Source organism: Metapseudomonas boanensis, assembly GCF_018704125.1.
Lineage (GTDB): Bacteria > Pseudomonadota > Gammaproteobacteria > Pseudomonadales > Pseudomonadaceae > Metapseudomonas > Metapseudomonas boanensis.
In genome coordinates this window covers 404,658-424,088 of sequence record NZ_JAGTIS010000001.1, presented here as the reverse complement: position 1 = coordinate 424,088, position 19,431 = coordinate 404,658, and the positions used below count along the sequence as shown (strand labels likewise).

Sequence of the window (19,431 nt, the reverse complement as noted above, 5' to 3'; positions counted from 1 at the left end):
CCCGACACATCCATCTAATAACGATATGGCCTGCATCGAACAGTTGTATTAGTTGCGGCCAATGGTCTCTGGATAGGATCGAAGTCCTGTCTCCCCCCATGAGAAAAACAACGTGAACCTTGGGAAAATCATCAGTAGAAGTGCACTTTACTGGCCCGATAAAGAAGCTGTTATCGACTCCAGAACACGTCTGACATTTGCCGAACTTGAACTTCGCACCAATAAACTCGCGTCTGCCATGAACGCACTCGGGATCGCGCGTGGTGAACATGTCGCCATTCTGGCGATGAACCGCGTGGAACTTGTGGAAGCGGAAATCGCCTTATACAAGAGCGCCATGGTGAAAGTGCCGGTAAACGCCCGCCTCTCGGTCGATGAGGTGATCCAGGTATTGGAAGACTCGCGCAGCGTTGCCGTCATCACCGACGGGCGCTTCGCCGAAGCACTCGCCAGCCACCGCGCCGACCTGCCACAACTGCGCTGGATCATCTCTCTCGACGGCGGGGCCGGTGACATCACCTATCCCGCCCTGCTCGAGCGGGGCAGCACGACCCACGCGTGCTGCGACCCTGCCGACGACGATCTGGCCGTGCTGCACTACACCTCCGGCAGCTCCGGTGTGCTGAAGGCGGCCATGCTCAGCTTTGGCAACCGCAAGGCGTTGATCCGCAAGAGCATCGCCAGCCCGACCCGCCGCGCCGCGCCTGGTGACGTGATGGCCCACGTTGGCCCCATCACCCATGCCAGCGGCATGCAGATCATGCCGCTGCTGGCGGTGGGCGCCTGCAACCTGCTGCTGGAGCGCTACGACGACCGCCTGCTGCTGGAGACCATCGAGCGCGAGCGGGTCACCCGCCTGTTCCTGGTACCGGCCATGATCAACCGTTTGGTGAACTTCCCGGAGGTGGAACGCTTCGACCTGTCGAGCCTTCGCCTGGTTATGTACGGCGCTGCACCGATGGCACCGGCCCTGGTCAAACGCGCCATCGGGGTATTCGGGCCGATCCTGGCCCAGGGCTACGGCGCTGGCGAGACCTGCTCGCTGGTCACCGTGCTCACCGAGCAAGACCACCTAGTGGAAGACGGCGACTACCGGCGCCTGGCCTCCTGCGGACGCTGCTACTTCGAGACCGACCTGCGGGTGGTCAACGAGGTGTTCAAGGACGTTCGCCCCGGCGAAATCGGCGAGATCGTCGTCAAAGGCCCGGACATCATGCAGGGCTACTGGCAGGCGCCAGAGTTGACCGCTGAGGTGATGCGCGACGGCTACTACCTCACCGGCGACTTGGCCATCGTGGATGAGCATGGCTACGTGTTCATTGTCGACCGCAAGAAGGAAATGATCATTTCTGGCGGCTTCAACATCTATCCCACCGAAGTGGAGCAGGTGCTCTACAGCCTGCCGCAGGTTTTCGAGGCCGCGGTTGTCGGCGTGCCTGACGAACAGTGGGGCGAAGCGGTGCGCGCCGTGGTGGTGCTCAAGCCGGGCGAGACCCTTAGTGCCGAGGCCATCATCGAGCATTGCGGCCGTACCCTGGCCGGCTTCAAGAAGCCGCGCGCGGTGGACTTCGTCAAGGAGCTACCGAAGAACCCGAACGGCAAGGTAGTACGTCGCCTGATCCGCGAGGCGTACTGGCAGAACAGCGAGCGCCGGATCTGAGCACGGGAGAGTCCAACATGTACCAACCAAGCAACAAGGCCAAGGCGATCATCGAGGCCATCGACAGTTTCATCCGCGACGAGATCCTGCCCCTTGAACGCCGTGAAGGCCTGTCCTGGGGGGAGCCCCATCCCCGGCCGCTGCTGCGGGAAGTCTGGAAGCGCTCCTGCGAACTGGGCTTCTACAACATCATGCTGCCCGAAACCCTGGGCGGCGCCGGACTGAGCAGCGCCGACCTCTGCGCAGTGAAGGAGGCCACCGTTCTCACCGGATCGATGCTGGCCCCGCACGTACTGGGAGAACTGTCCGGCCCGCCACGCATCGGCCATCTGTTCAAGGTGGCGAGCGCCTACCAGATCGAATCCTTCCTGCAGCCGGTGTGCCGCGCCGAGCAGACGGTCTGCTTCGCCCTCACTGAAGCAGAAGCAGGCTCGGACGCCTCGGCCATCCAGACCCAGGCCCGCCGCGAGGGTGATCACTACGTTCTCAGCGGTGGCAAGCGCTACATTTCCGGTGCGCCCTATGCCGACATCGCGGTACTGCTCGCCGTGACCGGACCGGGACGCGGTGCCCAGGGCATCTCCGCGTTCTTCGTCGACCTCAAGGCCCCTGGCGTGCGTGTGGAGACCGACTACGCGGTGATGTCCGGGGGCGGCAGCCACGGCGACATCCTTCTGGACGAGGTACGAGTGCCGGTAGAGAACCGCATCGGCGACGAAGGCGCGGGCTTCAAGCTGGCCATGGGCCGTATCACCCTCAATCGTCTACTGCACTGCCCCACCCTGCTGGGCATGGCCGGCCTAGCACTGAACCTGACCGTCGACCACGCCCGCACCCGCAAGCAGTTCGGCCAACCCATCGCGATGTTCCAGGCGGTGAACCACATGATCGCCGACATGGCCACCGAGCTGTACGCCGCACGCAGCATGATGTTCGCCACGGCGCAGTCGAACGATGCCGGCGGTGACATCAAGGTTCAGGCGCCCATGTGCAAACTGTTCGCCTCGGAAACCGCCTTCCGCATTGCCGACAAGGCGGTGCAGATCCACGGCGGCGCCGGGCTGATAAAGGGACATCCAGTCGAATGGATCTTCCGCGCGACCCGTATGATGCGCATCCTCACGGGTACCAGCGAGATCCAGCGCAACACCATCGCCAAGGGCGTGCTGATGCCCAGCTAGGGCGCGTGCGCAAGCCCGTCTTCCACGCGGGACGGGCTTTTTTCGATAAAAACAAGATCAGAGATGAACCCCATGACTCGCGACGACGCTGCCTTCCGCCCAGCCACGGCCTGGATGATCGCCATCCTGCTGGCCTTCATGATGCTGGTGAACTTCCTGGACAAGGTCGTCATCGGCCTGGTCGCCGTTCCCATGACCCAGGAACTGGGCCTGACCCCGACCGAGTTCGGCCTGATCGGCGGCGCCCTGCACTGGCTGTTCTCCATTTCCGCCGTGGTCGGCGGCTTCCTCGCCAACCGGCGCCCGACCCGAACCCTGCTGCTGGGCATGGGCCTGTTCTGGGCACTGATCCAATTACCGATGCTGTTCGTCAGCTCGCTGTGGATGATTGTTGCCTGCCGGGTGCTGTTGGGCATCGGCGAGGGTCCGGCCTCACCGGTGGCGACCCATGCGCTGTACAAATGGTTTCCCAACGACCGCCGCAACCTGCCAGTGGCCCTGCTCCACTCCGGCAGCGCCATGGGACTATTGGTTGCTGGCGCGATGATCCCGTGGATCAGCCTGAACTACGGCTGGCGCACAAACTTCGCCGTGCTTGCCGCCATCGGCCTGGTCTGGTGTGCGCTTTGGCTACTGCTGGGTCGCGAAGGCACCCTCGATAACCTGCGTGCCGGGCAGGTGAAACTGGACTCCCACCGGGTGCCCTACCGTCGACTGCTCACCGATGGCAGTGTGCTGGGCAACTATATCTGCCACTTCGCCGCCAACTGGTCCCTGGCCCTGACCCTGACCTGGGTGCCCAGCTACTTGGAAACCGGCCTGGGCATCGACCCGATCAATACCGGTCGAATGTTCGTGCTGTTCGTAGTGGTAACCACCCCGCTCAGCCTGTTCATGGCCTGGCTGTCCCAGCGCCTGCTGAGCCGAGGTGTTCCTTCGCGGTTGTCGCGGGGCGTATTCGTTTCCCTGTGCCTGATCGCTGGCGGGCTGCTCTCCGCGTCGCTGATCCTGTCGGATATCTCGGTAGTCGCGCGCATCACCTGCCTGACCCTGAGCGGTGGCCTAGCCCTGGTGATGTACTCGGTGGGACCGGCCATGCTCGCGGAATTCACCCCCAGCGGCCAGCGCGGTGGCATCCTCGCCATCGGCAATGCCATCGCCTCTCTGGCCGGACTGTCCGCACCGGTGGTCACGGGCCTGCTGGTGCATGGAGCCGGCGCCGACCATCCTGACGGCTACGCCCAAGGCTTCCTGGTGTGCGGCGCGGTAATGGTGGTGGCGGGCTTGATCGGCCTGCGCCTCCTCAACCCGGAACGCTCCCGCGAGCGCCTGCGTCAGGGCGCCTCGCTGTCGGCGTGCTCCCAGGCCTGAGGCGTCTGCTCGAAACTGCGCTCAATCAGGCTGCCGCGCCAGCGGCCAGCCTGAACCGCCTCTACCAGCAGCACACGCACCAAGTCACGCATGCAGGACGCGGCGAATGACAGCGGTTTGTGCACCGAATGGGCGATGGACACAGTACGGGTGATCTTCGGCTCGACGATCAGCCGCGCTGCCGTTGGCTCCAGCAGTTCCTCCAACGGCGGCCAGTTGCTGATGGTGGTAGCCAACCCACTGCGCACCAGACTGGCAATGCCAGGGGCGGACTGCTGCTCATAGACCGAGTTCAGCGTGACGCCGGCCTCCATGGCCGCCTGCTCGATGCGCCGGCGCAAGTGCAGCGAGCGCGGCGGCATCACCAGCCGCGTGGCAGCCGCCTCGGCCAGGGTGATGGTGATGGCATCGCTCGGCGCATCCGGTTGCCCTACCCAGTAGAGTTCCTCAATCAGGATCGGCTCGGCGGCCACGTTCTCCAGTTCCTCGGCATTGGGAACAACACCGAAATCCACCTTGCCTAGCTCGATCGCCTGCCCGCCCTCGCGTGTCAGGCCGTCGCACACCGTGAGAGCGATGCCAGGAAACTTCTCCGCTGCCCTGGAGATGATGGCCGGCAGCAGCAGCGCCGAAGCGGTGGCGGGAATCGAAATGGCTACGTGGCCACGGGGATCGCCGCGGGTGGACTTGAGCTCGTCCTTCACCGAATCCAGCTTCTGCACCACGGAGCGGGCCACCTCGTAGAGCCGCCGCCCGGCATCGGTCAGGGCGATGCCGTCGTGCTGGCGCTCCAGCAGTTGCATGTCCAGTTCGCTTTCCAGCAAACCGATCTGCCGACTCAGGGCCGGCTGGGCGATATACGCCCGGCGCGCGGCAGCGGAGAAACTGCCGGCTTCGGCAATGGCGATCAGATAACGGAGCTGCTTGAGGGTCATGGCGTATCTCTGGCTATGCCGAAGCGTTATGGCAACTATCTGAAGACGCTATTTGTGAGGTCTCCGGCCGATGCCTAGTATCGCTGAAAACACGTCAGAAGGGAGCAACATAACCTCACGACGACATTGCCGAACACTCTTCCACGCAATCAAGTGGCTCTTAAAACTTCAAGTTTCGTCTACTCGCTAAATTAGATAATTCAAACTTAAACGTCGGGAAAATCATTACCCGAAGAAAGGCACTTAATTTCCTCCCAATACAACTTCTCACTCTGCAATAAGGAAAATAAAGAGGACAAGAGTGATGACCTCGATACTGCGCGGCAGCTTCTGCCAGCCGCTCCTCTTGCTGATCCTGAGTTGCCTGGTCGGAACCGCCTCGGCCGTGGGCTTCCAGCTCGGAGAAACCGGAAATCAACCGAGCGTGGCGCTGCTTCCTGGGCCCAGAGTTGTTGGCACCGACCACGATCCGGAACTGATGCCCAGACCCACCGCTATAGCGGCCTTTGAAGCCATGGACGCGACCTACGACCTGAACACAGGCCGTCACACCGCCGCAGGCCTCACAAATGAACAGCGTCAGCCGCTCAACTTCAATTGCTGATTCAGTGCCTCCGACTACTTGCCGCGCGCCCTGCGCAGCAAGGTCCTGCGCTGAGCCCACCCCACGCCGCTGGCCCCTCCCGGGCCGGCGGCAGATTTGCATTCAGAGTCTTGCATGAGCACTCCAGATCACCGCAACCTGCCACGCAAAACACTCTCTCTGTCGCTATTGGGCGGCGAGGAGCCGGACCCTCGTTTCACACTGGCCAACGAGCGCACCTTCCTGGCCTGGATCCGAACCGCGTTGGCATTGCTTGGCGGCGGCATCGCCGTCGAGACGTTCGCCAGCCAGGCCTTCGAGCCGCTACTGCGGCTGATCATCACCTTGAGCCTGCTGTCACTGAGCATCCTGGTCAGCGTCGGCGCCTGCCTGCGCTGGCTGTCGGTGGAGCGCGCCCTTCGTCACCGCCATGCATTGCCGCTGCCAGGTCTGGTGCCGCTGCTGGCGCTCGGCTGCTGCATGGCTGCGCTGATCATGATCGGCCTGTTCTGGCCGCGCTGGGGCGGCTGAAGTGTCGACCGACAACGGCCTGCAGGCCGAACGCACCGAACTGGCCTGGCGCCGGACACAGGTATCGCTGCTGGTGATTGCCTGCCTGGCCCTGCGCGGGCAAGCCCCGTGGGTTGTGCTGATTGCGCTGAGTACGGCCGGCATCCTGGGGGAGCGCCAGGGGCGACGCTATCAGCGCAGCCTGGCAATGCTGCGCGACGAGCGCGGCCGGGCGAGTCTGGGAAAGGTTGTCTTCACCGGCTTGGCGCTGGTGACCATGGCGCTGCTCGCAATGCTCAACGCCGTGCGCGACACCACCGAAGACGCTGGCGAAAAGCTTATGCCGGCACCTTTCAGCACGGCACAGGGTCCGACATTTCCTTCTCACCCCTGGAGCACGCCTGACCTAACTATTCGATCGATCTGAAACAGACAGGGACTGCACAACAGCCTGGAACTCATAGCCGAGAAAACAACAATGACAACACAGATTCAGCTATCCACCAGCAGGACAATCCGCGCGCGCCCGCTAGCGCCCAACTCGCTCCCGGTAGCAGTGGCAGGCTCCGTCAACCAGGCGCCAAGGGAGGGCAGCACATGGCACTGAGCAGGAAAATGCGCTGGGGGCTGGGCCTCGGTGCTACGACCCTGGTCGCCGCCGGCCTGACGGCCTCCGCTTTCAGCGTGGTGAACCAGGCCCGGGAAACGGCCCAAGCCTACCTATTCGGCTACCCGCTGGTACTCATGGAGTTGACCAAGCAGCACCAGGAACTGCTCGGCACCACGGCCATCAACGGCTTTCGCCATAGCCTTCGCTTTCCCGACGCCAGCTTCAACAGCGTGGTGTCGCCCAACGTCGACACGCTGTACAGCATCACCCACTTTGATCTGCGCCAGGAGCCGGTGGTGATGAGCATCCCCGACACCAACGGCTACTACTACATGATGCCGATCATGGACGCCTGGTCGAACGTGGTGACCAGCCCCGGCACCCGTACCATTGGCACCGAGCCCAAGACCTTCCTCGTCGCAGGACCGACCTGGAATGGCACGGCTCCGGCTGGAATGGACGTAATCCGGATACCCACCCAGATGGCCTGGATGATCGGCCGAATAAAGAGCAGCGGCCCTGAGGACTACGCCGAGATCCACCAGTTGCAGCAGCGTTTCCAACTCATGCCGCTGAGCGTCTGGCAAGGCCATCCCGTGGCCGCAACGCCAGCCGATATGGCAGAGCTGCCACCGCTGGACCTGAGCCAGGCTCCGGACCGACAGCTGGCCAACTGGAACCAGGACCAGTTTTTCGCCGCCTTCTGCCAGCTGTTGCACCACAACCCTCCACGCACGGAAGACGCGCCCATACTGGCGCGCATCCAGGCCATCGGTCTGATCAACGACGACTGCGATGTCAACCAGTCGCCGCTGCAGCGCCTCGGCTCGCGAATCGGCTATCGCAAGGTGGTCGGGCTGCTGAATGACAGCCAGCAATTGCTGGAGCAACGAGACACCTACAACGGTTGGCGCATTGGCTACGACCTGGGCGAGTATGGCGCTCGCTACCAGCAACGCGCCTTGGTCGCGAAACTCGGCTTCGGCGCCAACACTCCGGATGACGCCCTCTACCCCAACCTGCACAAGGATCCACAGGGCCGGCCACTGGGCGGCGACCAGCGCTATGTCCTGCACTTCAGCAGAGACCAACTGCCGCCTGCCCGCGCTTTCTGGTCGCTGACCCTGTACAACGCCCAGCAGTTGCTCTCGGCCAACCCTCTGGACCGTTACGCACTGGGTGACCGTGATGATCTGCACTACAACGACGACGGCTCGCTGGATCTTTTCATTCAACACGAACCACCAGCCGAAGTGGCCCAGCACAGCAACTGGCTGCCCGCCCCGGAAGGTCAGTTCAACCTGTTTCTGCGCCTCTACTGGCCCAAACCCGAGGTGCTCGAAAAGCGTTGGTTGCCGCCGGTGATCCAGGTCACCCAGTGACCGTCGGGGCAGATTCCTGCCCCGAATCGGGGTCCCGCGCGACGTGTCTCGCTCGGGGCCTCACCCACCAGATTCAGGGGGTGACCAGATTGAACTGCCCGTTAGGCTCATCCAGCCCACCCAGCAGTTTGAGCAGCTTCAGACGCCCACCCTCGATAGTGATGCCACCAATGGTCGACTCCTTGAGGAAGCCGGTTTCCTTGAGGGCGATGCGGTCCAGCAGCGCCTTGGTCATGGCTACGCTGATCTCCGGCGCGGCATGCCGGGCGCCATTGCGGTGTGTCAGCACGCCATTGCGCAGGGTCAGCGCGTAGTCCTCATTGAGGTCAGTGAAACGCCAGTTTATCCGCAGGTCTTCGTCGGCCGACTTCATCGCATCTATGCGTACGGCCAGGTAGTCAAAGAACATCGACGGTGTCAGCGCCCGGACCAGGTCCGGCGCACCATTGCCGCCCTTGGCCAGGGCCACGCCCTGGCGCAGTTCCTGGGCGCCACTCAGATAGGCGTTACGCCAGGTCGCGTTCTCGCTCTGGTAGCCCAGCTGCTCCAGCGCGTCGGCCTGAAGGTCCCGGGCCTCGGCATTGTCAGGCTGGGCGAAGACCAAGTGATTGGTGAGTTGGGCCACCCAGCGATAGTCGCCCGCGGCGAACGCCTTCCGCGCGTTGGCAAGGACCTGGTCGGCACCACCCATCACTTCGACGTAGCGCTTGCCGGCATCTTCCGGGGGCAAGGGATTCAGGTTGGCCGGATTGCCGTCGTAGAAGCCCATGTAGCGCTGGTAGACCGCACGCACGTTGTGACTCAGGGAGCCGTAATAGTCGCGGCTATACCACTTGCTCGCCAGCCGGGGCGGCAGCGAATCGAGGCGCTGGGCGATTTCGGTCGGGGTCAGGCCCTGATTGATCAGGCGCAGCGTCTGGCTGTCGATGAAAGCGTACATGTCGCGCTGATCGGCCAGGTATTCCCGGATTTCCTGCTGGCCCCAGGTGGGCCAATGATGCTGGGCGAACAGCACCTCGGCCTTGTCGCCATAGCGAACCAGCGCCTCGTCCAGGTACTGCGCCCATATCTTCGGGTCACGCACCAGGGCGCCGCGCAGGGTCAGCACGTTGTGCTGCACATGGGTGGCGTTCTCCGCCATGCACAGGGTCTTGAAGCGCGGAAAATAGAGGTTCATCTCCGCCGGCGCCTCGGTGCCCGGGGTTAGCTGAAACTCGATCTCGACGCCGTCGATGGTGCGTGTCTCCAATTGCTGGGCGATCTCCACGGTAGGCGCTATCAAGCTCACCGTACCACCAGTCGGCACGCCCTTGCCCAGGCCCGCGTCTACCTGCCCGCGTTCGCCTCGGGACAGCAGCGAGCCATACATGTATTGCGCCCGGCGCTTCATGGCCGGGCCGGCCAGCACGTTCTCGCTGACCGCATGCTCGAAGAAGCCACTTGGCGCAATGACCTGCACCTTGCCTGCTTTGACATCCGCCTCGTCTACCACGCCACGCACGCCGCCGAAGTGGTCGATGTGGGAATGGGTGTAGATCACCGCCACCACGGGCCGACGTGGCCGATGTTTGAAATAGAGCTCCAGGCCCGCCCGGGCGGTTTCCACCGTGAGCAACGGGTCCATGACGATCAGCCCCTTCTCGCCCTCGATCAGGGTCATGTTGGCAAGATCGAGGCCGCGCACCTGATAGACACCCTCGGTGACCTGGAACAGCCCGGCCATGTTATTCAGCTGGGCGATACGCCAGAGGCTCGGGTTCACCGTCGCCGGGGCTTCGCGACCATCGAGAAAGGCGTAGGTGCCGCGATCCCACACGGCCTGCCCTTTGCCGTTGTCCACCATGCCATCGAAGCGCTCCAGTAAGCCACGCTGTGCGGCCTCGAAGTCAGCTCGATCGGCGAAGGGTAAGCGCTGCAACCATTGCAGGTTGGAAGCCCGGGTCATTTCGGTTGCGTCCTTAGCGGAGGGTGCAGCGGAAGCGGTAATGGACTGGGCCAGCAACGTGAGCGCCAGCAAGACCCGGGCAGGGCGTCGGACAAGCATGGGGAACATCCTTCTTTTTATTGGAGACCGAGGCGCGCCGCCGACCACGTGCGCCAGTGAACCGATGCACTTTATTGGGCCTTAACCGCATGCGACCAATATCAGAGAGGCATGTCCGGCATAACGCCCTGCTATGGGCAAAAGTTCCGCTCTTAGGTTTTGTACGAAAATCTATGGTCACCCCCGTTTCTGCAATGCCGATCAACGATGAGTGTTTGGCTTGCCTAAATCTATCCGGCGTCAGTGTGGGCCCTGCCCCGCGCCACGATGAGAGTCGCACCTAGCGATCCTTAAAAGCACTGCGGCTTCGAAAGCCTCTTTTCGTACCAGGTTGTTGGCTCGGCCTCCCGTGCTGTACTGGCGAGGAACCAGTCCCACCGAAGCCGCGAAATCACGACTGCCGCCATACTGTTTACCATCGCCCATCTCGGCCAACAGCAAGCTGGCCGTGATCGGCCCCACACACGGTATGGTCAACAGGAGAGTTCCGAGGTCGTCTTCGGCAAACTGGCTGGCCATGTCCTTGTCCAACTCCCTGATCTGTTCATCCAGGTAGCAGAAGTGTTGGTTTAGACGTGTTAGCAGCATGATCAACCGAGGCGGCAGCTCATGCTCGGCCAGTGTGTTCGGCAAACGCCTGAGCAGCGACAGCCCTTTCGGCAGGCTGATACTGAACTCCAACAGGAAGCCTGTGGACCTGGTTGGTGGTTTTGGTGCGATCGCGCACCAGAGAGTCACGGATTCGATGCAGCACAGACAGGGTTTGCTGCGCCTCGGTCTTGGGCGTCACGAAGCGCATTGCCGGTCGCGAAGCCGCTTCGCAGATCGCCTCGGCATCCACGAAGTCGTTCTTGTTAGCCTTGACGAAGGGCCGCACGAACTGCGATGAGATCAGCTTCGCCTCACGCTATCAGTTGGCGGGCCACGAAATGCGATCCGGCACAAGCCTCCATCGCCACGGTGCAGCTTGGCAGGTTGCCCAAGAATCGCATCGTCCGTAGACGCGTCGCCTTCTTGCGGAAAACCTCTCGCCCAGACTTGTGCTGCCCATGCAGATGGAAGTTGTGCTTGCCGAGATCAATGCCTACCAGTGCGACTGCGCTCATGATGATGGTCTCCGTGAATGCCCCCAGCCAGAGCCTAACCCCTGGTAGGGTGTGGGGGCGACCATCCCATTAGTACTGCCGTAGGCAGCGCAGCGTGCAAGCCAGTGTGGCCATCGCGGCAAAGCTTCCGGCCAACTTGTCGCAGCGGGCGCCACGAGCGAGTTCCTGAACAGAAGTCAGGACTAGATGCTTGTCTCGCAGACCGCACTCCTCCAGCAACAATTCGGCAACCACCCCTCGTAAAGATGGACTCAAAAATGGACTTAAAAGTCCTGGCCGGGGGAGGATTCCAGTAGATTTTGCTGGAACGAAAAAAGGGCCTTACGGCCCTTTTTCAATGACTTACAGAGTTCAGTGGACATCTGTAGATCATAATTTGGAGCGGGAAACGAGACTCGAACTCGCGACCCCGACCTTGGCAAGGTCGTGCTCTACCAACTGAGCTATTCCCGCGTGCAACTTTGAAACTGGCGTCCCCTAGGGGACTCGAACCCCTGTTACCGCCGTGAAAGGGCGGTGTCCTAGGCCACTAGACGAAGGGGACAAACAAGGCTCAACAAGCATTGCTTGCAAATCTGGAGCGGGAAACGAGACTCGAACTCGCGACCCCGACCTTGGCAAGGTCGTGCTCTACCAACTGAGCTATTCCCGCATGCAACTTTGAAACTGGCGTCCCCTAGGGGACTCGAACCCCTGTTACCGCCGTGAAAGGGCGGTGTCCTAGGCCACTAGACGAAGGGGACGCGGCCCGGAACTTACAACAGCTTTCAGCATTTTCCGGCTTCTTCGCTTTACCCGTCGGGCATCGCGTCGAAGTGGCGCGCATTCTAGGGAGCCTTTCAACACCCGTCAACCCTCCTTGAAATACTTTTTAAAATCAACGACTTCTGCTCAATTTTTGAACCACCTCTATGAGCATGGCAACCAAGCCTCTACACTCCGGCGCAATTCCTATAAGTGCGCGGGAGCCTTTCAGATGTCGCCACTCGTGATCACCCTGTTGATCGTCGTCGGTATCGTGATTCTGATCGTCATTGGCTACATCAATCACATGGTGGAAAACACCAAGCTGGAAAAAGCCCGCAAGAAAGCCGATCTGACCGACCGGATCCGCCGCTGCGGCGATCTCTCCGAAACGATGCCCGGGCAAATGGTCTCCCCTGCCCTGAAACTCCTCCTGACCCGACTGCAGCTTCAACTCGGCGAAAGCCTGCAGCAGCTGGACAAACAGGATGCCCGCCTGAAGGCCAGGCTCGAGGAGCTCCGTGTACTGGCCAACCTGGGCGAAGCCATCCCCGTCACCAACGCGCCACAAAAGATCCTCAGCGAAGCCAAGGCAAAGGAAGTCCGCTTTCAGCTCGAAGGGTTACACGGCCAGATCGGTCGCGCTGCCCAGGAGGGACTGCTGGCGGCTAACGACGCCAAGAACTGGGTCAAGGAAATTCGCGACCTGCTGGTCCAACTGCATGTTGAGTTCTTCACCAACCTCGGCCTGCAAGCGGTGCAGGAGGAACAGCCTCGACAAGCGCGGCTGGCGTTCGAGCGAGGCGTGCAGTACCTGCAAAAGCAACCCGACCCGGCACGCTACCAGAACCAGAAGCAACAACTGCAGGCCCACCTCGCCCGCGCCAACGCATTGGTTCTGGAGACAGCACAACCGCAAACCAACGAACCGAGCGAGCTGACCGAAGGTCTGAAGTCACTGGATGACGATGATCTTTGGAAAAAGAAGAACATCTACGACTGACCTTCACGCTGATCCAATCAGACAAGGACACCCTTGATGAGTCTTACCCTCTACGGCGCCCCACTCTCCCCATTTGTCCGCAAAGTACGCCTTTATCTGCTGGAGAAAGGCCTGGATTACCGACTGGAGATCGTCTCGCCTTTTGCGCAGCCAGCGTGGTACCGCGAGTTGAGCCCTCTGGGCAGGGTACCCGCGCTGCGCGACGGCGATTTCAGCCTCGCCGACTCCAGCGTGATCTGCCAGTACCTGGAGGACAAGCACAGTGAACTCGCGCCGCTCTATGGACGCGATACCAACGAGCGCGCCCAGGTGCGCTGGCTGGAAAAGTACGCGGACTACGAACTGGCACCGCTAAGCACCTTCACGGTGTTTCGTAACCGCGCGCTCAAGCCCACCATGGGCCAGCACTGCGACGAAGCGGCTGTGCAGGCAGCACTGACTGACAAGCTGCCGCAGCACTTCAACTACCTGGAAAAGACCCTGAGCGGTGCGGAATTCTTCGTGGGCGAGCGCCTGACCATGGCCGACATCGCCTTTGCCAGCCAGTTGATCAACATGGAGCATGGCGGCGAACAACTGGACGCCGAGCGCTGGCCCAGGCTGGCTGCCCATTACGGACGGATGAAGGCACGTGAATCCGTGCAAGCGGTGCTCCCCGGCGAGCAGAAGATGCTGGCCAAGCTCAGTGGCAGAGCCTGAAATCTACCGCAACTGCGAATGCCGACCGTAGGGTGCGCCATGCGCACCAACTCAGGCATTTCAATCGGGGGAGGAAGCGATCGATGCCCGACTGGTGCGCAGCCTGCCCTTCCACACGGCATTCATTCGAGCGGTAGCCCGGACTGAGTCCGGGCTACTTGTCACTCAAAGACCACTGCAGTCCGTCAGGCGCAGGAAAATTAACGCTAACTGCTCGATCCCAAGCTGGTCCTCTGCGCTGAAACGCGACAATTCCGGACTGTCCAGGTCCAGCACGCCGATCAATCGCCCGTCCTTCACCAGCGGCACCACCAATTCGCTATTGGAGGCGCTGTCGCAGGCAATATGCCCTGGAAACGCATGCACATCGTCGACACGCTGGGTCTGCCGCGTGCTGGCCGCCACGCCGCAGACGCCCTTGCTGAAGGGAATGCGCACGCAGGCGACCTTGCCCTGGAATGGCCCCAGCACCAACTGTTCGTTGCGATTCAGATAGAAGCCGGCCCAGTTCAAATCGGGCAGCTCGCTGTAGAGGAAAGCCGCGAACTGGGCGCTGTTGGCAATGAAATCACGCTCATCCGCCAGCAGCGATTCCAGTTGGGCCGCCAGCAGCGCGTAGCCGGCAAGCCCGCTACCGGCCTGCTGCAGATCGATCATTTACCTTGCTCCAGCAGCGCCAGCCCGACCCACTGACGGGCGAATTGATAGGCACAACGGCCATTGCGATTGCCCCGTCCCAGGGCCCAGCGAATCGCCAGTTTTTCCAGATCCTCGCTCCATTCCCATTCCAACCCCGCCGACTTGGCGAGCACGCCGACCCAGTGGCGCACCACGGCCAGGAAATGCTCCTGCGTGAAGGGATAGAACGACAGCCAGAGACCGAAACGATCCGACAGGGCGATCTTGTCCTCGACCGCCTCGTTGGGGTGCAGTTCGCCATCGACCATCTGCCAATGCTCGTTGTCACTCTGTTTCTCCGGCACCAGGTGACGGCGGTTGGAGGTGGCATAGAGCAGGACATTTTCCGGCGCACGCTCGAGGGAGCCGTCCAGCACGCTCTTGAGCACCCGGTAGTCCCCCTCGCCCGCCTCGAACGAGAGGTCATCGCAGAACAGCACGAAGCGCTGGGCAACCCCGGCGATCTGCTCGACCACCCGCGGCAAGTCCGCCAGGTGGTCACGCTCGATCTCAATCAGCCGCAGCCCGGCCCCCGCGTGCTCCGCCAACAAGGCGCGCACCAGGGACGATTTACCGGTACCACGGGCACCCCAGAGCAGCGCGTGGTTGGCAGGCAACCCATCGACGAACTGGCGCGTGTTGCGAGCGAGCTGCTCACGCTGGTTATCGACACCAATCAGGTCGCTCAGATCCAGGTCCAGACTCACCTGCAGCGGCTGCAGGTAACCGCCGCGACCTTCACGGTGCCAACGCGCCGCCAGGCATTGCTGCCAGTCGATATCAGGCCGGGTTGCCGGCAGCAGGGGTTCCAGGCGCGCGAGAACAGCATCGGCGCGCTCGAGAAAGGCATTCAAACGGGAATCCACGGTCAACTCCTTGGCTCAGCCGCAGTCACCAGGCACTGCGGGAAGACCGGATAGGCTATGCTTGGCAAGCTCACGGAACAAGGCCACCCCCCGCCCCCATGGACATTCCGCTGACTCAACGGCTGTCGTTCAAGCAGGCCAGCCTCACGGTGCTGGTGGCGTTCATCCTCGGAACGGTCCTCAGCATCATCCAGGTCGCGAACGACTACATCAACGAAGATGCCTCGATCGACCGCGAGATCCAGGCACTGCTGCAGATCAGCCACAGCCCCGCGGCCCGCATCGCCTACAACATCGACGCCGAACTGGCCCAGGAGCTGGTCACCGGCCTGCTGCGCTCACCTGCTGTCATTCGCGCCGAGATCATCGACAACAACGGCGCAGTGCTGGCGAGCGTCAACCGGGCGCGCACTGAAAGCGACTTTCGAATGCTCAGCGACTTTCTCTTCGGCGAGCGCCGCGACTTCGAAGATCCGCTTTATATCGTCCACGCACCCAATGAAGTGCTTGGCGTCCTGCGCCTCGAGGTCGATACCTATGCCTTCGGCAGTGATTTCCTTCGACGCGCCATGCTTACGCTGCTCAGCGGCTTCGTGCGCAGCCTGTTGCTGTCGTTGATCCTGCTGGTGTTGTTCTACAGCATGCTGACCAAGCCGCTGGTGGGATTGATCCGCTCACTCAGTGAAGGCAGCCCTGGCAGGGAACCGGATGCCAAGCTGCCCTGCCCTCCCGGTCATGAACAGGACGAAATCGGCGTATTGGTGGAGGTAACCAATCGCCACCTGGCCAACCTGGCGACCGAAATGCAGCAACGTCGCGTAGCCGACCAACGCTTGAACCAGTACCTGAGCGAACTGGAAGACATCGTGTCGGCCCGAACCGCCGAGCTGAAAGCCGCCAATAGCCGGCTCAGCCGCTACAACCAGGAACTGGAAGCCGCTCGCAGTACCGCACTGGAGATGGCCAAGGCACGCGCGGCGTTCCTTGCCAACATGAGCCATGAGATCCGCACACCGCTCAACGGCCTGCTCGGGATGCTCGACCTGGCGCTGGATGCGCCGTTGGGCAGCGAACAGCGCCGTCAGCTTCAGATCGCCCGCGACTCGGGAACCGTGCTGGTGGAGTTGCTCAACGATATTCTCGACCTGTCCAAGTTCGAGGCCGGCCAGTTGGAACTGGAGCGGATTCCGTTCGACCTCGGCACGCTGGCCGAAGACACCGCCAACCTGCTTTCCCAGAATGCCGCCCCAGGTGTCGAACTCACCTGCATCATCGCCCCCAGCCTTCCTGCGCTGGTCACCGGAGATCCGACCCGGGTGCGGCAGGTGATCAGCAACCTGCTGTCCAACGCACTCAAGTTCACCCGGCATGGTCGCGTCGATTTGCGCGTCGCCCCTTGCGAAGGAGGTGTTCTCATCAGCGTACGAGACACTGGGATCGGCATTTCCAGCGAGTCATTGCCCAAGCTGTTCCAGCCGTTCTCACAAGCCACCGCAGGCATTACTCGTCAGTTCGGCGGCACCGGCCTTGGCCTGGCTCTGACCCGCCACCTCTGCGAAGCGATGCAGGGCCAGCTCGAAGTCAGGTCACAAGAGGGGGTGGGCAGCCTGTTCAGCGCCGAGCTGCCGCTGGTCGAGCAGGCACCCGCGGAACACAAAGCTCCCTTGATGGGCCGGGTAGCAGCCTTCTGCAGTGAGGGCGGCGGCTTGGGAGAACTGCTGCAGACCTGGCTACCGGCCTGGAACCTTGACTACGAGCGAAAAGATCCCGAAGCAGATCCCGCTGGACTGGAAGCGGACCTATTGATCAGCGACCACCCCGAACGCCTGGAGAGCCTGCGCAAAGCCTCAGGCGCACCAATCCTCCTGGTTACCGGCTACGCCAGTTTCCTGTCTGCAGCCCAGACCAACGCACTGGCCCCCTTGCAGCAACTTGCCCGCCCGCTGGCCCGAACACCGCTCTACCAGGCCCTGCAACGGGTGCTCCTGAGACAGCCCGAAGAACAACCGACGCAGACCATCGAGGCTCCCCTGCCCAGGAGGCACCATGCAAAGGTGCTGCTGGTAGAGGACAACGCCGTTAATCAGTTGGTGGCCAAAGGCATGCTGGCCAAGCTCGGTTGCGAGGTGTTGCTTGCCGGTCATGGCGGCGAAGCGCTCAGCCGACTGGAACAGCACGCCGTCGACCTGGTGTTGATGGACTGCAACATGCCCGTGATGGACGGCTACGAGGCAACCCGAAGGATTCGACAGAGTGGACGCTGGCCAGACCTGCCGGTGATCGCCCTGACCGCCAACGCCCTGCCTGACGAGCGCGAACGCTGTCACGCCGCAGGCATGAACGATTACCTGGCCAAACCATTCCGGCGCGAAGAACTGGAGACGCTGCTCGATACGTGGCTGCCCGCTACTCAGGCTGCGCCGTGAGCTGTCCCAGAAGCTGATCGAGCGCCCCTCGGAGAGCGCCCATCTCACTGAGGTCAAAGCCACTCTTGCAAATCAGCTCGGCGCGCAGAGGTATCACCTGGCCGCGCAGCTCCACCCCTTGCGGTGTCAGGGCCAAGTGGACCTCTCGCTCGTCGTGCGCAGCGCGTCGACGCTGCACCAAGCCGAGCTGGTCGAGCCGCTTGAGCAAGGGCGTCAGGGTCCCGGAGTCCAGCATCAATCGCTCCCCCAGCGCTTTCACCGTTGGTAGTTCAGGCGGCTTCGCCCGCCACTCCCACAGCACCAGCATGACCAGGTACTGCGGGTAGGTCAGACCCAGCTTCTCCAGCAGCGGGCGATAACCACGGATGATCGCGCGGGAAGCAGCGTAGAGCTTGAAGCAGAGCTGGTTGTCGAGCAGCAGTTCTGGATTCATGGAGCCTGAAGCGTTCATTTCAACAGGGCTTCGATCTCGGCGCCCAGATCCTCCGGCTTGGTGGTCGGCGCGAAACGCTTGATCAGTTTGCCGTCCTGGCTGATCAGGAACTTGGTGAAGTTCCATTTGATGCCCTGGCTGCCCAACAGGCCTGGTGCACGCTTCTTCAGCTGCACATAGAGGGGATGGGCGCCGGAACCGTTGACCTCGATTTTCTTGAACAAAGGAAAGCTGACGCCGAAGTTCAACTCGCAGAATTCACTGATCGCCCCTTCGTCGCCCGGCTCCTGCTTACCGAACTGATTGCAGGGAAAACCCAGCACCACCAGCCCCTTGTCCTTGTACCGCTGCCAGAGGTTCTCCAGCCCTTGATACTGCGGGGTAAAGCCACACTTGCTGGCGGTATTGACCACCAGAAGCGCCTTGCCGCCGAAATCAGAGAGGGTTTTCTGCTCGCCTTTGATGGTCGTGACCGGGATATCGAAAAGGGCGGTGCTCATGATGGAAACCTGCTGAAAAGTAAGTGGCCTGACCAAAATAGCGAGCAATTAAATTGCACGCAATTTATTTCCAGATACAGAGAGCCCGCATCCGACTCAAGGCCAACTCCGAGTCAGGTACAGCCGCCGAGCGGAAATCCTTGTTGTAGGAGCGAGCTTGCTCGCGAAAGCCCACTCCCCAATTCGCACTCACGCTCGCTCCTACAAGGGACGCAACCCATGGCCCAATGGGGGGACAACCAATCTCAGCGTGGCTCGAGCTTCAGCGACAACGAGTTGATGCAGTATCGCAAGCCGGTGGGACGCGGGCCGTCGGGGAACACATGCCCCAGGTGCGCATCGCAACGGGCGCAACGGACTTCGATGCGATGCATGCCATGGGTGTTGTCCTCGTGTTCAGCGATGGCCTCGTTACTGACCGGCTGGAAGTAGCTCGGCCAGCCACTGCCGGAGTCGTACTTGGCATCGGAGTCGAACAGCGCCGTGCCGCAACAGGCGCAGCGGTAGATTCCAGGGGTCTTGGTGGCATAGTACTCGCCGCTAAAGGCACGCTCGGTGCCTCCCAGGCGACAGACGTGGAACTGGGCTTCGGAAAGCTCTTCGCGCCAGCTTTCCAGGGGTTTGTCTAGCTTGTCCATGGCAGTCCTCGGCAGTGGAAAAAAGCCTGGCCCGGCCTTTTCGGGCCATCAGGCCGCACGTA

General features: G+C 61.9%; 17 protein-coding genes, 4 tRNA genes and 1 pseudogene. 10 read left to right on the top strand and 12 right to left on the bottom strand.

Going from position 1 to position 19,431, the window contains the following annotated elements; translation table 11 throughout:
* Window positions 1-112 precede the first annotated feature (112 nt).
* The 3 genes from J7302_RS02040 (at window position 113) to J7302_RS02030 (ending at window position 4,212) form a co-directional block, all read left to right on the top strand.
* The gene (locus tag J7302_RS02040) at window positions 113-1,660 is read left to right on the top strand and encodes an AMP-binding protein (protein WP_215369614.1); all 1,548 of its coding nucleotides are present in this window, start codon (window positions 113-115) and stop codon (window positions 1,658-1,660) included.
* Window positions 1,661-1,677: 17 nt separating this feature from the next.
* Window positions 1,678-2,841 carry an acyl-CoA dehydrogenase family protein gene (locus tag J7302_RS02035; protein ID WP_215369611.1) on the top strand — a complete coding sequence of 388 codons (1,164 nt, stop codon included), beginning with the start codon at window positions 1,678-1,680 and terminating at the stop codon, window positions 2,839-2,841.
* A 114-nt stretch (window positions 2,842-2,955) separates the two neighbouring features.
* On the top strand, window positions 2,956-4,212 hold the full coding sequence (locus J7302_RS02030; protein WP_215370744.1) for an MFS transporter: 1,257 nt from the start codon (window positions 2,956-2,958) through the stop codon (window positions 4,210-4,212).
* On the opposite strand, the gene J7302_RS02025 is transcribed toward J7302_RS02030, so the two are convergent.
* Window positions 4,176-5,147, bottom strand: a complete 972-nt coding sequence (locus J7302_RS02025; protein WP_215369608.1) for a LysR family transcriptional regulator — start codon at window positions 5,145-5,147, stop codon at window positions 4,176-4,178. The genes J7302_RS02030 and J7302_RS02025 overlap by 37 nt on opposite strands.
* Before the next feature lie 304 nt (window positions 5,148-5,451).
* Between J7302_RS02025 and J7302_RS02020 the strand changes: the two genes are divergently transcribed.
* The 4 genes from J7302_RS02020 (at window position 5,452) to J7302_RS02005 (ending at window position 8,232) form a co-directional block, all read left to right on the top strand.
* Window positions 5,452-5,751 (top strand): hypothetical protein, encoded by a 300-nt coding sequence (locus J7302_RS02020; RefSeq protein ID WP_215369606.1) that lies wholly within the window; start codon window positions 5,452-5,454, stop codon window positions 5,749-5,751.
* A 114-nt stretch (window positions 5,752-5,865) separates the two neighbouring features.
* The gene (locus J7302_RS02015; protein WP_215369604.1) at window positions 5,866-6,261 is read left to right on the top strand and encodes a YidH family protein; all 396 of its coding nucleotides are present in this window, start codon (window positions 5,866-5,868) and stop codon (window positions 6,259-6,261) included.
* Between the two features lies 1 nt (window position 6,262).
* The gene (locus J7302_RS26920) at window positions 6,263-6,667 is read left to right on the top strand and encodes a DUF202 domain-containing protein (RefSeq protein WP_215369601.1); all 405 of its coding nucleotides are present in this window, start codon (window positions 6,263-6,265) and stop codon (window positions 6,665-6,667) included.
* Window positions 6,668-6,837: 170 nt separating this feature from the next.
* The gene (locus J7302_RS02005; protein WP_215369598.1) at window positions 6,838-8,232 is read left to right on the top strand and encodes a DUF1254 domain-containing protein; all 1,395 of its coding nucleotides are present in this window, start codon (window positions 6,838-6,840) and stop codon (window positions 8,230-8,232) included.
* Between the two features lie 73 nt (window positions 8,233-8,305).
* Here the strand turns inward: J7302_RS02005 and J7302_RS02000 are convergent, their stop codons facing one another.
* From J7302_RS02000 to J7302_RS01975, 6 genes and pseudogenes are all read right to left on the bottom strand, one after another.
* Complete coding sequence (locus J7302_RS02000) at window positions 8,306-10,276, bottom strand: alkyl/aryl-sulfatase (RefSeq protein WP_215369596.1); 1,971 nt, start codon at window positions 10,274-10,276, stop codon at window positions 8,306-8,308.
* 327 nt (window positions 10,277-10,603) lie between these two features.
* A pseudogene (locus tag J7302_RS01995) lies at window positions 10,604-11,382 on the bottom strand (IS110 family RNA-guided transposase); the annotation flags it as partial.
* Window positions 11,383-11,759: 377 nt separating this feature from the next.
* Window positions 11,760-11,835 (bottom strand) — tRNA-Gly (locus J7302_RS01990).
* 15 nt (window positions 11,836-11,850) lie between these two features.
* A tRNA-Glu gene (locus J7302_RS01985) sits at window positions 11,851-11,926 on the bottom strand.
* A gap of 32 nt (window positions 11,927-11,958) precedes the next feature.
* Window positions 11,959-12,034 (bottom strand) — tRNA-Gly (locus J7302_RS01980).
* 15 nt (window positions 12,035-12,049) lie between these two features.
* A tRNA-Glu gene (locus J7302_RS01975) sits at window positions 12,050-12,125 on the bottom strand.
* Window positions 12,126-12,358: 233 nt separating this feature from the next.
* Between J7302_RS01975 and J7302_RS01970 the strand changes: the two genes are divergently transcribed.
* Both J7302_RS01970 and J7302_RS01965 read left to right on the top strand, forming a co-directional pair.
* Window positions 12,359-13,129, top strand: coding sequence for a hypothetical protein (locus J7302_RS01970; RefSeq protein ID WP_215369593.1), 771 nt, complete (start codon window positions 12,359-12,361; stop codon window positions 13,127-13,129).
* 36 nt (window positions 13,130-13,165) lie between these two features.
* Window positions 13,166-13,828 (top strand): glutathione S-transferase family protein, encoded by a 663-nt coding sequence (locus tag J7302_RS01965; protein WP_215369591.1) that lies wholly within the window; start codon window positions 13,166-13,168, stop codon window positions 13,826-13,828.
* Between the two features lie 165 nt (window positions 13,829-13,993).
* Here the strand turns inward: J7302_RS01965 and J7302_RS01960 are convergent, their stop codons facing one another.
* Both J7302_RS01960 and J7302_RS01955 read right to left on the bottom strand, forming a co-directional pair.
* Entirely contained in the window at window positions 13,994-14,485 is a 492-nt protein-coding gene (locus tag J7302_RS01960) for a GAF domain-containing protein (RefSeq protein ID WP_215369589.1), read from the bottom strand.
* Window positions 14,482-15,372, bottom strand: a complete 891-nt coding sequence (locus J7302_RS01955; RefSeq protein ID WP_215369587.1) for an ATP-binding protein — start codon at window positions 15,370-15,372, stop codon at window positions 14,482-14,484. Before J7302_RS01955 ends, J7302_RS01960 begins: the two co-directional genes overlap by 4 nt.
* Window positions 15,373-15,470: 98 nt before the next feature.
* On the opposite strand from J7302_RS01955, the gene J7302_RS01950 reads away from it, so the two are divergent.
* Window positions 15,471-17,798 carry a hybrid sensor histidine kinase/response regulator gene (locus tag J7302_RS01950; protein WP_215369585.1) on the top strand — a complete coding sequence of 776 codons (2,328 nt, stop codon included), beginning with the start codon at window positions 15,471-15,473 and terminating at the stop codon, window positions 17,796-17,798.
* On the opposite strand, the gene J7302_RS01945 is transcribed toward J7302_RS01950, so the two are convergent.
* The 3 genes from J7302_RS01945 to msrB all read right to left on the bottom strand — a co-directional run bounded on the left by J7302_RS01945 (window position 17,779) and on the right by msrB (window position 19,369).
* Window positions 17,779-18,249 carry a MarR family winged helix-turn-helix transcriptional regulator gene (locus J7302_RS01945; RefSeq protein ID WP_215369583.1) on the bottom strand — a complete coding sequence of 157 codons (471 nt, stop codon included), beginning with the start codon at window positions 18,247-18,249 and terminating at the stop codon, window positions 17,779-17,781. The genes J7302_RS01950 and J7302_RS01945 overlap by 20 nt on opposite strands.
* Window positions 18,246-18,731, bottom strand: a complete 486-nt coding sequence (locus tag J7302_RS01940; protein ID WP_215369581.1) for a glutathione peroxidase — start codon at window positions 18,729-18,731, stop codon at window positions 18,246-18,248. Before J7302_RS01940 ends, J7302_RS01945 begins: the two co-directional genes overlap by 4 nt.
* A 245-nt stretch (window positions 18,732-18,976) precedes the next feature.
* Window positions 18,977-19,369: a peptide-methionine (R)-S-oxide reductase MsrB gene (gene msrB / locus J7302_RS01935; RefSeq protein WP_215369580.1), complete on the bottom strand. Its 393-nt coding sequence runs from the start codon at window positions 19,367-19,369 to the stop codon at window positions 18,977-18,979.
* Window positions 19,370-19,431 lie beyond the last annotated feature (62 nt).